The organism is Patescibacteria group bacterium (assembly GCA_041649475.1).
Taxonomy (GTDB): domain Bacteria; phylum Patescibacteriota; class Patescibacteriia; order Magasanikbacterales; family GWA2-37-8; genus JBAZNA01.
In genome coordinates, this window is sequence record JBAZNA010000001.1 from 1 (window position 1) to 13,321 (window position 13,321).

The window sequence follows — 13,321 nt, forward strand, 5'->3', positions numbered from 1 at the left end:
AGCCGTAGTGCCGGACGGCCCAGGCCAGAATCTCCCGCTCAATCCGGAGCCAGCTCCTGTTCTCGAGCCAAGCCTCCGGAACACCCGAGTCGCAGAGGCGGAAACTAGAGCCTCCGGTCTCGAAGTGCTGCGGCGAAAGGACGTCCTCCCCGAGCGCGACCGCGCGCTCGACTGCCAGCTTCAGCTGACGGACATTGCCGGGCCAGGGCTGGCTGTTGAGCCAGGGCCAGACCAGAGGCGAGACCTCCGGTGGCCTCCTGTCTCCCACGGCCTGGTGCAGGAAGCGCCGAGCCAAGGGCTCGACGTCTGCGGGACGCTGCGCGAGCGGCGGAATCTGGAGCACGACGCCGGCGAGCCGTTGCACCAGGTCGTCGCGGAACCGGCCGAGGTCAACAAGGTGGGCGAGGTTCCGGCTGGTCGCCGCGATGATGCGAACGTCAATCGTGACGAGCGCCGTGGCGCCGAGCCGACGGATGGTGCCCTCCTCGAGCGCGCGCAGGAGCTTCGCCTGCAGATGCAGGTCGAGCTCGGCGATCTCGTCGAGGAACAACGAACCGCTATTGGCCTCCTCGAACAGACCCGGGGCAGCGCTCGTGGCGCCGGTGAAAGCGCCGCGCACGTGGCCGAAGAGTTCGCTCTCGGCCAGACCGGACGGAACGGCGGCGCAGTTGAGGGCCACGAGCGGCCCAATGCGACCGCTGGCCTCGTGGATGGCGTGAGCGAGTACCTCCTTGCCGGTACCGGTCTCTCCGAGGATGAGGACCGGAAGAGTCGAAGGTGCGACCCTCTCGATGAGGGAGAGCAGCCGGCGCATGGGCTGACTGGCGGCGACGATGCTGTCGCGCCAGTGCCTGGGCCGGCTGCAGTGCAGAGCTTCCATGGGTACACCTCCCTTCCCCGACTTCCTTGCCGGGGTGCGTACGTGAAAGAGCGATTGGCAGCGCCCCGACATGGGGCACCGTCCCCTCTGAGCACCGGTCTTCGACTGATCTCGAGGAGACCGATGCGCGCAGGCCCGTGACCAGACGGGGCAAGCGCCACGACCGGCGTTGGCTAGCGGCCGAGTCAGAGGGGACGGCCCGTCAGAGACGGGCGATTTCGGTGTGTGAACACCGAATCGAGTGGCTCTACCCCTCGCGTGCTATCGTGCGGCTCGAGGAGTTCTGTCACGTGAGCAAGAAACCAAGGAAGAGCGACGGCAGGCCGGCATGGCTCAGGAAGCTCGTGCAGAAGGAGGCGGGGGCCGACGGGGAAGCTCGCGTCCGGACCGCCGCGCACGAGGCCGGACACGCAGTCGCCGACGTACTGCTTGACCGACCCTTTCGCGATGTCTCGATGCGGGTCCAGAGGACCCCGGAGAAGCTGCCTGATGGCAGAGCAACGGTTCGCGTTTTCACCGTCGGCGTGACCGACGAGGACTGTGTCCGCAACCAGGCACGGGTCGAACGGAATTCTGCTCTGCTCGATCTCCGACTGCTTGTCTCCAGCATGGCCGGCATGATGGCGGAGGCCATGCACGACGAGACGATTGCCAGTCCATATGACCACGAGCTCCTCGATGCGGGCGAGACTGACTTGGCCTACATGGACTGCGTCATCGCCAGCGTGCCGAGGGGCCGCCGGCATTCGGCGTCGGACAAGGATGATCAGGCGTTCCGAGGAGCCCTCTATCGCTGGGCTTCGCGCCGGGCGCTTTTCCTGCTCATGGACCACTGGGCTGCGGTCGCGGCCGTTGCGAACGCGCTTCTTGAGCGCGAGACGCTGACCTGGGCAGAGGTCCGGGAAATGGTCTCGGCGGTTGATCGATCTCCAAGTGCGCCTGCCGGCGTCGCCGACAGTGACCCGGAGTAGACATCCCGTTCGAAACCCGACATGAGAGGGCGAGCTACCCGCAGAAAGCGCTGATCGCCCGTTCCACCTGCTCCCTCGGAGAACAGAACCTTGCTCGCGACTGCTCCCTGATCCTGGCAATGGTCTCAGCCGCGTCGGTTGGACGAACGATCGCCGGCAAGGTGCGTGCCGAGAACGGCTTCAAGCTCTCCCCGCGGGCGAGCATCTTCACGGCCACGTGGTAGCGCTCGAGCTGCTGCAGGTCGTTGGCCGTGAACGCCGGCGCGAACTCGGGCTCGAGCAGCAAGGCGTCGTGGCCGCCGAGGCGAAAAACAACCGAGGTGCCGATGTTGCCAAGAACCGCGTCGCGGATGGCGGGTGTCAGTTGGGCCAGGTACTGGTGAGCCAGCGTCAAGCCCAAGCCGAATTTCCTCGACTCGCTGAGCATCGTGGCCAGCGAGTCCGTGACGAAGTGCTGGAACTCGTCGACGTAGACCATGAAGGGCGGACCGCCTCGTGGCCTCTCCATGGCCGCGAGCTGGATGGCTGATAGGAGAAGTCCGCCGAGCAGATGGCTCGCATCCTCCCCTATCCTTCCAGTGGCCAAGTTGGCGAGCAGGATCCCGCGCTCGCTCATGAGCTCGACCAAGTCCAGTCGCGAGCGCTCCTGTCCGACGATGTTGCGCACGACAGGGTGGGCAACGAAGGCGCCCAGCTTGTTGAGGGCCGGAGCCACGGCCTCGCTCTGCAGGGCCTTGGTGTAGCCCGGGTACTCCTTGGTCCAGAACTGGGAGACGACCGGATCCGTGATCGACGAGGTGACCTTCTCTCGTAGCCCCTCGTCGGTTAGGAACCGGTAGAGGAACAGGAGCGTGGCTCTCGGATCAGGCGCGACCGCGAGGATGGCGTTTCGCAGGATGTGTTCGAGCCGCGGGCCCCATGAGTCAGCCCAGTACTTCCTGAAGACCGAGACAAGCTGGGAAGCCAGGAGGGCCGTGTCCGGATGAGGCTGCCTTCCCCGCCGGAAGATGTTGAAGGAGAGCGGGTACTCCCTGTCCTCCGGAGCGAAGAGAAGAACCTGGTTGGTCCTGCTCCGAGGGACAAGGGGGAGTACGCTGTCGACCAGATCGCCATGCGGATCGAGGAGCGCCAGGCCTACGCCAGCGGCGAGGTCCTGCGCTACCAGATTGGCGAGGGCCGTGGACTTGCCCGAGCCGGTCTTGCCGAGCAGCCAGAGATGGCGCAGCCGGTCATCAGGCAGGAGCCCAAACCGGAGGTGCTTGCCCCTCCAGGTTGTCTCCCCGAGGATGAGCAGCTTCTCCCGGGCCGGCTGCGGTGGCGTGAGGATGTAGGCTGGTGGCATTGGAGGGTGGAGGGTTAGGAGTGAAGGGCTGTGCCGACGCGGGCGTAGCTGTTGGAGTCGGAGCTGCGTATGCGGCCGGAGCCAGCGCCATCGTCTCGCCATCGACGGACTTCCACATCGGCGAGAGGATCGTGTCGGCCGTGAAGTTGGTAACTCCACGACCGTCGTTGTCCTTGTGCTCATAGGCCCCGAACCAGAACAACCGCCGGCCGTGAGCGAGTTCTTGAGCCAGGGCGTTCAGGTTCTGGGCCCTGGCCTCCGTGCTGGTCGCAACCAGCACCGCTCGAACTCGCTCGTGGCCGAAGGCCTGGCGAAAGAACCCCCGTCTGAGCAGCTCGGTGTAGCGCTTGAGCTTGACGAGCAGCCGTCGGTTGCCGCCCTTGATGTCGGATCGGATGACCTCGAGATAGAACGCGCGGCGCTCGCCAGTGGCTGGGAATCGGAGAACGACTGCGGCGTCAGGGATGATGAAGCCGGTGTCCCTGCCGGTTCGCTGCCGCCAGCTCCAGACCTTCCTCCAGAGCGACGTCTCGGCCTCGATGGACTCGACCTGAACGTCAGCGTGGCCACGGCTGGCCGCCTCGACGGCGACCAGGAAGTCGGTGGCGACCAGGTTGTGCTCGAGGAGCGCGGGCGCGCTCCCAGCTGGACGCAGCTTCGCGAGCTGCTCGCTCTCCTTCCTCGACTCGTCATCAAGAGCCGCAGCGCCGGCCGGCGCCAGGCTGTAGATGGGCTGGGACGCTCTCTTGGGCGGCCTATGCACTCCGTCGAGGACGAAGGGGATGAAGTGCCGATCGAGCATCTGGTGCTCCCAGAGCTTGCGGAGACGGACCTGGAGCACTCGGAGGCTGACATCCGGGCAGAGGACCTGGTGCAGCTGGTCGCTGCACATGAATCGGTGTTTGAACACCGACACCAGGATTGCCCGGTCGCGGGGCTGGAGAACTAGGCCGGTGGCCTGATCCGGACGGATGAAGCGTGATGGACGCATGGAGGTGGGGTTACTTGATTGACGATGGCGCCGTGCGGCGCCGGGACGGGACGAGGTACGGCTCCGACAGGAGAGGACGACCGTCAGCGCGCCGTCGCGATTTCCGCCCTGAAGTTGCCGTAGGCCTCCATCAGCGACTCCTCGCGGTCGGTCGCCTCGTCCACGAGCCGCATGAACATTGCGTGGAGCGGCGTGTCAGCGCCTGCGACGTCCGCCGCGTACAGGTACAGTCCCAGCACGGAACGCTCCTTCGCGATGGCGAGGGCCAGTATCTGATCCAGCGCCCGCTCGGTGAGAGAGCGAGCATGCCGGGGCCCCTGTACGATGGTCGCAGCGATGGGCATGGACGTCTCCTTGTGGCTCAGTGGCATAGCTCACCATCGGCAGACAGCGCAGCCGACTTGAGGCCGGGTGCCCGCAGTGAACGCGGGCCCCAGCGCCACTCGCGTCGTCAGGGGGGGCAACGGCCGCGGCAACGCCAGGGCCCGCAGGCTCAAGCGTAGCACGCAGCCACGAAGATGCCGCGCCGAGGACTTGGCCGGCGTTCAGCATCGTGGTCGCGGGCCGGACCACAGGTTGAAAAGGTAGATGCAACAGATGAAGACGATGGCGAGCACGATTTGTTTCTCTCCTTGGGACGTTGGCATAGTGGTTGTTGGTTCCTGGCGTCGGTCGTTGAACCGTTCACCGTTGGGTCCTCGATGGAGGTGACGGACCCGGTCCCGACTTGGTCGGGAATCGGTGTCCGGCGCCTCCTCGGGGTAACCCGCTGCGCGATTGTCGTGGGGCCGCGGAGCGCGTAGCGCGCAGCGGCACCCGACGTTTTTCTGGCTCATGGAAGGGTGGCGCGTTCTCCCTCGGATGAACCGCCGGGAACCCACCTTGATGCCAGAAAAACGTCGGGGGCGGAGCCCCCGACAATCGTCGCTTTCTTAACCCGTAGGTTAGCGGTTGTTAGAGTGTTAGACCGTTCGGTGCCTACTCGTCCGTTATGGCGAGTAGTCGTGGCACCGATGATTGGTCAGGACGTCGAATGCAGCGGCAGGATGGCGTTGACTACTTAGGTTGCTTGGCGAGTAGGTAGTCGTCTAGGGCGCGATCACGGTGTTTCCGGGCCGCGGTGTCCCTTACCTTGAAGAGCACTTTACCAAGCGGAATCCACAGCGGCTTGTGCACAAGCTCGACGAGCAAGGCACGGTCAGGCTTGTCAATTGACTTCGTGGACTTTGTGGCGCGGTCGATCACGTCCGCATCGGACTCGTAGAAGAAGCCGCCGACGGTGTCCTTGTAGGTAGAATCCGACGTGGTGTTGTCGGTGAGCTCGTAGGCTGCACCACCGTCGAGGAAGCTCCCGGCAGTGACGGTGGCGTCGAGGGCGACCTTGCGAGTCTTCCGATAGCTCGTTGTGTAGTCCTTGAAGTAGTGAATGCCACGGACGAATGCAACGACGTAGTTGGTGTCCTTCAGGTACTCATCGAGCTTGGCGTTTGCGGCCTTGGCCACTGGATCGTCCTTCAATGCGAGCCTGGTCTTAGCGGTAACAAACGTGTCGTCGTGCATCAACGTGACTATGTCGATATTGAGTCCGTACTGGTATAGGTCGGTGTCCGTGAATCCGCTCTTGGCCTGAAAGATGGCATAGCCCGCCGAGGCTCTCGCGGTCACGGCGCGGTTCATCAAGACAGTTCGCTGAATCTTTATCGCAGATGCCCCGATGTTCGTGCTGACCCAATTGAGATCCTTCTTGCCGCCATATACGGCCGGGCCAACCACGGTGAACCACGTTCCACCCTTCTTCTTTGCGACGAAGCTGCCGAAGTCTGCCTCGAGGACGTTTACTAGCGCACGATATCCTTTCGCGACAACGAGCTCGCGGAACTTCGTGTCCGATTCGAGCAGCTGCTTGGCGGCCTCCTCAGGATCGAACCTCTTGACCTTGCTGGAGTCGATGGATATCTCGTCGCGGCGGTCCTTGTTGAGCGTGTAGGCAGGAGATTCCCAGATGATGTAGGTGTTCTGTCGGGCCTGGAGGCTGACCTCGCTGTCTTTCGGGAACTTCTCGGCCAATTCGCTCGTGGTGCCGGCCTTGATTGTCTGAACTGCACGGAACTGAGGGGGCTTGTTCTCTGGTTTGATCTGGTAGCGAAGCTCGTAGGCCTGATCCTTGTCGGGATTGGTGACCTTGAGCGTCAGAGTGTTCATGCAGCCGCCGAGCAGCAGGACAATGAGCGCACCCCATGATGTGCGGAGCATTTGCAGTCCCTCCTTCCCTGAGGGGACCCAGGGTAACGGGTGGAGAGAGTAGCGTCAAATGGAACGCTCGCCTAAGCGTGCGGGTGCTCGACCAGGCGATACTGGAACTGGTGTTTCTTGGTCGGGTGGCTGCGGCGTTCAACCGGGTAGCCGTATGCGAGCAGCCTGAACTTGGCGCCGGCGAATGTGTGGCCGACCCTGTGGACGAGTTCCTTGGTGGAGTGCCAGTGGCCGTCCTTGATGATGTTGAGCAGCTTCTCGATCTTGGTGGAGCGAGAGCTGCCGTTGTTCCTGAACATAGTTGTGAGATGTTAATAACTTAGATCGTGGCCGGTCGGCCGTGGGGCCGCCGGCGACGGTGGGTCTGGAGCCTCTGCGCTGCCAGAACGAGCGCGACTGCGAGGAGCGGTACCGTGCGTCGCGCCTCGTTGATCGCGAGCCGTCTCGTCCCCGGGATGAGCGTCACCAGTCGCCTGAGCTTGGGGTGGAGGTCGATGAGGTGCTGGAAGACGTCGTGGCGGGTGGAACGCCTGCGGCCCGCCATGAGGACGCTCTTGATCTCGTCGAGCGAAACGGATCGCACCCGGCAACGGTCGAGTTGCCGAGCGATGGTGTGGACTCGTGTGTTGGTCTCGACGATGACGATCCTCGGCGGGTAGCTGGTGGTCGCCTTTCGGACCAGAAACCTGATGGTCGAGCGAACGGGACGTCTCGCAGGAATCCTATGGCGCAGGACATCAAGGAGTTCGCCATCCAACGTGACAGCGATGCCCAGGCCGTGGCCGCGGTAGGCGACGGCGAGGGTGTACGCCTGATGGGTGGTGTGCGTCATGGCCGGCGGCGCTGGAGATCCATCGAGGTCTGTCCGTCGGTGCGCTCCTTCGTTGCCCGGCGGCGGTTGATGTCTCGCTTGAGGTTCTCGAAGTACTCGGGATCGATCAGGCGCTCCATCGGTACCTGCAGGGCTATTGCCACTGCGAACATGAACTGCACCGAAAGTGGCAGGTAGCGCGAGCACTCATAGAGGCGAAGCTGCCTCTCGGATACGCCCGCGAGCTCGGCCAATTCGGTTTGCGATAAGCCAGACTCGCCATGCCATTGGCGAAGTCGGCGAATGTGGAATACAAGTGATCCCGATTGTTCGAGATCACGCTCTTGGTCATTAGTTGTGTCCATAATATATTGCTGGACTTGACAGGAAACTTCGTTTCCTGTTAATGTGTCCATTCACCTCCCTTCTGTGGTTAGATTGGCCTGGTCAAGGGCTCTCTATCGCGGTCGCGGAGGTGATAGCAAACAAACTGTCTATCCTTCCTCTCGAACCGTTGAAGTATCATAACAAACCTCCTAGGGGTTTGAGAGGTGGCACAACCGGCAGAATCCTGTCCCTCCTGTGGATAAGTCGCCGTTGGGACAGATGGACAAGCATGACAAAGAGCCCCCACATTCGCGTGGAGGCTCTTTGTTATTTGTTGAGATTGCCGCTTCTGCCACTTACGTGGGCCTTAAGTGTTTGGTACGCTGATGAGTCTATGACTCATCAGCAACATACAACAACGTCACCGACATCGCGTCCGTCAAGTAGAGCGGTCCAGCCCGACACAGAGGGGGCGCCGCCATTGTCCGAAAAGGCAGTCTCGAGCCTTCTCGACTTCCTGGCTGTCGTCCGCGGCATAGTCGATCAGTTACGGTATCAGGGCTTCACCTGCAAGGACGGACGGCTTTTTCCACCGTCTGGTTGGAGGAAGAGAATGTGACAGACCTAATCTACAAACTATATGTATCAAGACGAATACTTACTTTACGCCCGCCGGAGCTCGGCTGACGTCGACAATCAACAGAACACCATCGAATACCAAGTCCAGCGCGGCCTCGAGTACATGCGAGCCAACGGCCTGAAGCTCGCTGACTACACGGAGAAGGGGTTCTGCGAGCGCGGAATAATCATCGAGTTGCATACGGCGTATAAGACGAAGCTGCCGAGAATCCTCGCTGACGGCACGGTCAAGCGCAAGATTGACCGGCCGAAGTTCAAGAGGCTGGCCGTGGTCTTGGCGCAGGCCAGGTTCAAAGGCTCAGTCTCATTGTGCCTCGACCGATTGAGCCGCAACAAACAAGACGAGGTGGTTATCGATACGCTGACAGAAGGCGGCCGCGATATTCGCTATGTGCAGGCGAACTACGAAAAGTCCAGTGCCGGCCACCTTCACAAGTCTATCGACGGCGTCTTCGCCGAACACTACTCGAAGAAGATTAGCGAGAGCATACGTGCGGCGAACTCCAAACTCCGCGGCGAGGGCAAGTGCACCACGCGGGCCCCGATGGGCTACCTTGACTTCGGGCCTGACAACAAGCCTGTCGATCGCCGTCAGGCAGACATCATCAGGGGCGTCTTCGAGCGATACGCTACCGGCCAGTGGAGCTTCGCCGAGATCGCCAAGTGGGCTCTGCATCAGGGACTGACCAGCAAGCCCCGACGAAGAAACCGGACGCGCGATGAGATTCTTGCGGGTATCGAGATCGGAGCCGTTGGAGTGCCCGTGGCCAGGCCGGTGACAGAGAAGACGATTGAGGCCGTTCTCCACAACCCATTCTACGCCGGCCTGCTCCGACACGAGGACGAGCTGCACCCGGGCATCCACGAGCCGATCATCACGCGCGATGTGTTCTACTGTGTTCAGGAGAAGTTGAGGCAGCGTACCCAGTCCCTGTACTACCTAGACAAGGACTTCTACGCCTACCGAGGTTTCCTTCGTTGCGTGTGCGGGAGGGCGTACTCGCCATACACCCAGAAGGGACACGCCTACTACACAGTCCCCTGTCTGGGAGGCTGCACGAATAGGAGTCGCACGCTGGCGGGGTTCAGGATCGATGCCATGGTCGAGGACTTGCTCGGCCGCGCGCGGCTCACTGATGAGGAGGAGAAGTTCCTCAACGAGCGCGCGCCAGGCTTCTTCGCCCAGCAGAACACGAAACGGGCCGATGCCAGCAAGGCCCTGGACAACCGGCTCAGAGTCCTGAACCGGGACCTAGTATACCTCGGTGAGAACAAGCTCACTCTGATCAGGGAGGGCGTGTACACCGGCGCCGACGTCATGGCAGAGATCCACCGACTCGAGGGTGAGAGCAGTGATGTCAGGGGGAAGCTGAGCGGACTTAAGGAGGTTACGAATGAGGAGAAGCTCGCCGCAGTCCTTACTTTTTCCGAACTCGTGGGGTTGGCTAGCTCTTGCTACAAGTACGCTTCGGAGCAACAAAAACACCATCTTCTTACAATGGCGCTTTCCGAACTGGTGATTGAAGGGGGGAATGTGGCTGAGATTAGGGCCATGGAGGGATTCGAGGCCCTTCTCAAGAAGGGGGGATCCCAGTGTGGTGGATGATACTGGGCTCGAACCAGTGACCTTTGCAATGTGAATGCAACGCTCTAACCAACTGAGCTAATCATCCGGTATTATAGCACAGTATTATAGTATTTCCGCCAATTTCTTGCTTAGCATATCACAGTGGGAGCCAAAAATCAAGCCAAACAGCATTCGTTGATATTATTTTTGGGCTGTGTTACAATGACTTCACGTCAGTTAGAAATGTATTTATATGGATGAACAGCCATTACTTCCCCAATTTTCACCCCAAAAACCAAAGAAAAAGAAGCGGGTTTTTTTTGTTATTTTGATCATTATCGCGCTTTTATTTGGTCTGGGCGTCAGACGCTATGTTATCAGCCGGACACTGCATACTTACTACGACCCGGTTACTCTCCAGCCCAGACAGCAAAGTTTTTTTCAATCAGTCAGGGACTTTATCTTCAGTTCAGATAATGTGTTAACCGGTCAACAAGACGACAGAATCAACATACTTCTGCTCGGTATCGGCGGCCCCGGTCATGACGGCCCGTATTTAAGCGATACCAACATCATCTTAAGCATCAAACCAAGTACAAACCAGGTGGCCATGATTTCCGTGCCCAGGGATTTGATGGCCAAAATTGATGGCCATGGTTACAGAAGAATAAATTATGCGGACGCGTTCGGAGAAGCGGAAAAAGCCGGTAATGGCGGTGAATATGCTAGGCAGATCTTTGAAGATACCTTTAATATAAAAATTCCCTACTATATTAGAGTGGACTTTAGCGCCTTTACTGATATTATCAACACGGTTGGCGGCGTCACAATTAATGTGCCAAAATCATTTACCGACAGTTCCTATCCCGGACCAAACGACTCATACGAAACAATTTCGTTTACCGCCGGCATTCAAAATATGAATGGGGATCTGGCATTAAAATTTGCCCGATCCAGACACGGCAGTAACGGCGAAGCATCTGATTTTGCCAGAGCCAAAAGACAACAACTGATTTTAACGGCTCTTAAAGAAAAGGTGATGTCCTCGCAAACTTATCTTGATCCGGTGAAAATGCAACAAATTTTTTCCTCTCTTTCCAGCCATATCACCACTAATTTAAATTTCGGACAATTAATGTATTTGGCCAGCTTAAGTAAAGACGTAAGCAATAACGTAAAAACTCTGGTCTTTGATGACAGTGCTAACGGCTTCCTTAGGCCGACTATTTCTGAAGAGGGCGCCTTTCTGCTTGTGCCCAAGACCGGAGATTTCGCCAGTATGGATGACGCGATAAATAATATTTTCTTGGCTACCAGCACACCAATGATCGCCGCGCCCCAGCCGCAACAACCTCCTCTGCAAGGCACCAAACCGATCACCAAAATAGAAATACAAAACGGCACTTGGCGTTTGGGCCTGGCCGCAAAAACAAAACAAAGAATGGAAGAGGAAGGGTATATAATCGCTTCAATCAGCAATACTTCACAAAGACCGGTATCAGACACGATGATTTATGTGATTAATCCGGTGGCGCCGGCCAAACTGCTTACTGATCTAAAAAATCAATTCCAGACCCAACCCACCGCCTCAAGCACAATGCCAAGCTGGATGCAAACTAAACCGGGAACCGAAATATTAATTATTCTTGGCGAAGACACGCCTGACAATATCTAATCTGCATTATGGCTACTCCGGCCAAAATTATAACTCATGATTTGCCCACCATCGCTTTGGTTGGCCGGGTTAATGTTGGTAAATCAACATTGTTTAACAGAATCACCGAAACCAATAAAGCCCTGGTTTCTAAAATTCCCGGCACCACTCGCACCCGGAACATTGCCGTTGCCGCTTGGCGCGGTAAAAATTTTAATCTGGTTGATACCGGCGGTTTGACTTTTTCCAACAAAATACCGCTTGAGGATGAAATTATCAAACAAACCGAAATGGCCATGGCCGAAGCCGACCTAATCTTATTTGTCATTGACATTCAAGCCGGCATTTTGCCGCAAGAACGGGAATTGGCCAAACGGCTGATAAAAAATAAAAACAAAGTTGTGTTCGTGGCCAATAAGGCGGACGGCGCCAAATGGCGCGATACGATTTATGATAAAGACATCCTCTCTCTCGGTTTTGGCGAACCGTTTCCGGTCTCGGCTACCAATGGGGCAAACTTAGGAAATCTTTTAGAAATAATTTATAAGCGGCTTGGTAAAATATCCAAGCGGCCGAAAAAATTAAAAAAAATAAATCCGATCAAAGTGGCGGTGATTGGCAAGCCCAACGTGGGCAAATCATCAATATTCAATAAACTTATAGGCAAAGACCAGGTGATTGTCAGCGGCCTGGCCCATACCACCCGCGAACCGCATGATATGCTGGTGATGGTTGATAAACAACCGATTCTATTTATAGACACCGCCGGCATCAGGCGAAAATCACATGTCTCCGGAGAGCTGGAAAAAGAAGGTGTTGCCAAAAGCATCCAGGCGATTAAAAAAGCCGATATAGTTTTATTGCTTTTAGACGCCGGCGAACCGGTTACCAACCAAGATCAGCAACTGGCCGGATTGTTGCGCGAGAGCACGAAAAGCGTAATACTCATTATAAATAAATGGGATCTGGCTGACAGCAATGAAGACCATTTCAGAAATGAAGTCAAAGATAAAATCCGCTCCGAGTTTCCCCATTTGGATTTTGCCCCGATTATTTTTACCAGCGCCAAAACCGAATACCGGGTGCATCAGATATTTCCTTTAATTGCCAGGGCCTGGGAAGAAAGACATAAAATCATTCCCGAGGCAGATTTGCGCGGCTTCTTTAAAAAAATTACCAAAGAACACCGCCCGGCCAGAGGCAAAGGCACCAGACATCCGGAAATCTTGTCTTTCCATCAGATACACAATAATCCGCCGATGTTTGAAATGCGCATAAAATCAAAAACCTCGGTGCATTTTTCTTACGTGCACTATATAGAAAACAGGTTGCGTGAACAATTCGGATTCTTCGGAGCGCCAATTATTATCAAATTAACAAAAATAAGAAGAGACATAAACGCCTAATATGAAACTAATCGTCGGTTTGGGCAATCCCGGAAAAGAATACAAAGACACCAGACACAATGCCGGATATTTGTTTATAGACAAACTGGCGGATGAAGTTGTTTCTAAAAAAATAATTTTGTTAAAACCGAAAACTTTCATGAACAACTCCGGCACTGCGGTGCGGGCCAAAATGGATTTTTATAAACTCTCCCCCGCCGATTTAATCGTGGCTCATGATGACAAGGATCTGCTTTTGGGTGAATACAAGATTCAAACAAACCGCAGCGCGGCCGGCCACAACGGCGTAGGGTCAATTATTGACCACCTGGGCACGCAAAATTTTACCCGCGTGCGCATCGGCATCGCGCCTGAAGACAAACAACTAATGGGTGATACGGCGGATTTTGTCCTGCATAAATTCAGCAAAGCGGAAAAAGAAATCCTGGAAAAAGTGCTGGCAAAGGCGATGGAAGAAATTAAAAAAATATTATCGTAAAC

The 13,321-nt window shown here is 57.3% G+C and carries 13 protein-coding genes and 1 tRNA gene; 5 read left to right on the forward strand and 9 right to left on the reverse strand.

The genetic code is table 11. From position 1 onward, the window contains the following. Positions 1-880: sigma 54-interacting transcriptional regulator (locus WC526_00005; GenBank protein MFA5061531.1), on the reverse strand; the 880-nt coding region annotated here is incomplete at its 3' end. Between the two features lie 266 nt (positions 881-1,146). On the opposite strand from WC526_00005, the gene WC526_00010 reads away from it, so the two are divergent. Beyond that, a complete protein-coding gene (locus tag WC526_00010) occupies positions 1,147-1,851 on the forward strand; it encodes a hypothetical protein (GenBank protein ID MFA5061532.1) in 705 nt (234 codons plus the stop codon). A 34-nt stretch (positions 1,852-1,885) separates the two neighbouring features. Here WC526_00010 and WC526_00015 read toward each other — a convergent pair whose 3' ends face one another. From WC526_00015 to WC526_00045, 7 genes are all read right to left on the reverse strand, one after another. Next, positions 1,886-3,193 carry a DUF87 domain-containing protein gene (locus WC526_00015; GenBank protein MFA5061533.1) on the reverse strand — a complete coding sequence of 436 codons (1,308 nt, stop codon included), beginning with the start codon at positions 3,191-3,193 and terminating at the stop codon, positions 1,886-1,888. After that, entirely contained in the window at positions 3,084-4,184 is a 1,101-nt protein-coding gene (locus WC526_00020) for a replication-relaxation family protein (protein MFA5061534.1), read from the reverse strand. The genes WC526_00015 and WC526_00020 overlap by 110 nt, the downstream gene beginning before the upstream one ends. Before the next feature lie 83 nt (positions 4,185-4,267). Beyond that, a complete protein-coding gene (locus WC526_00025) occupies positions 4,268-4,555 on the reverse strand; it encodes a hypothetical protein (GenBank protein MFA5061535.1) in 288 nt (95 codons plus the stop codon). A gap of 685 nt (positions 4,556-5,240) precedes the next feature. Further along, positions 5,241-6,437: a hypothetical protein gene (locus WC526_00030; GenBank protein MFA5061536.1), complete on the reverse strand. Its 1,197-nt coding sequence runs from the start codon at positions 6,435-6,437 to the stop codon at positions 5,241-5,243. A gap of 71 nt (positions 6,438-6,508) precedes the next feature. Then, positions 6,509-6,736, reverse strand: a complete 228-nt coding sequence (locus tag WC526_00035; GenBank protein ID MFA5061537.1) for a hypothetical protein — start codon at positions 6,734-6,736, stop codon at positions 6,509-6,511. 20 nt (positions 6,737-6,756) lie between these two features. Continuing rightward, positions 6,757-7,269, reverse strand: coding sequence for a hypothetical protein (locus WC526_00040; GenBank protein ID MFA5061538.1), 513 nt, complete (start codon positions 7,267-7,269; stop codon positions 6,757-6,759). After that, positions 7,266-7,613 (reverse strand): helix-turn-helix transcriptional regulator, encoded by a 348-nt coding sequence (locus WC526_00045; protein MFA5061539.1) that lies wholly within the window; start codon positions 7,611-7,613, stop codon positions 7,266-7,268. Before WC526_00045 ends, WC526_00040 begins: the two co-directional genes overlap by 4 nt. Positions 7,614-8,215: 602 nt before the next feature. Between WC526_00045 and WC526_00050 the strand changes: the two genes are divergently transcribed. After that, positions 8,216-9,820 (forward strand): recombinase family protein, encoded by a 1,605-nt coding sequence (locus WC526_00050; GenBank protein MFA5061540.1) that lies wholly within the window; start codon positions 8,216-8,218, stop codon positions 9,818-9,820. Here WC526_00050 and WC526_00055 read toward each other — a convergent pair. Then, positions 9,811-9,887 (reverse strand) — tRNA-Val (locus tag WC526_00055). The two genes, WC526_00050 and WC526_00055, sit on opposite strands and share 10 nt — an antisense overlap. A 147-nt stretch (positions 9,888-10,034) precedes the next feature. Between WC526_00055 and WC526_00060 the strand changes: the two genes are divergently transcribed. From WC526_00060 to pth, 3 genes are read left to right on the forward strand one after another with little or no spacing between them, the layout of a single operon-like run. After that, a complete protein-coding gene (locus tag WC526_00060) occupies positions 10,035-11,456 on the forward strand; it encodes an LCP family protein (protein MFA5061541.1) in 1,422 nt (473 codons plus the stop codon). Between the two features lie 8 nt (positions 11,457-11,464). Next, positions 11,465-12,841: a ribosome biogenesis GTPase Der gene (gene der / locus WC526_00065; protein MFA5061542.1), complete on the forward strand. Its 1,377-nt coding sequence runs from the start codon at positions 11,465-11,467 to the stop codon at positions 12,839-12,841. A gap of 1 nt (position 12,842) precedes the next feature. After that, entirely contained in the window at positions 12,843-13,319 is a 477-nt protein-coding gene (pth, locus tag WC526_00070; protein ID MFA5061543.1) for an aminoacyl-tRNA hydrolase, read from the forward strand. Positions 13,320-13,321: the final 2 nt, after the last annotated feature.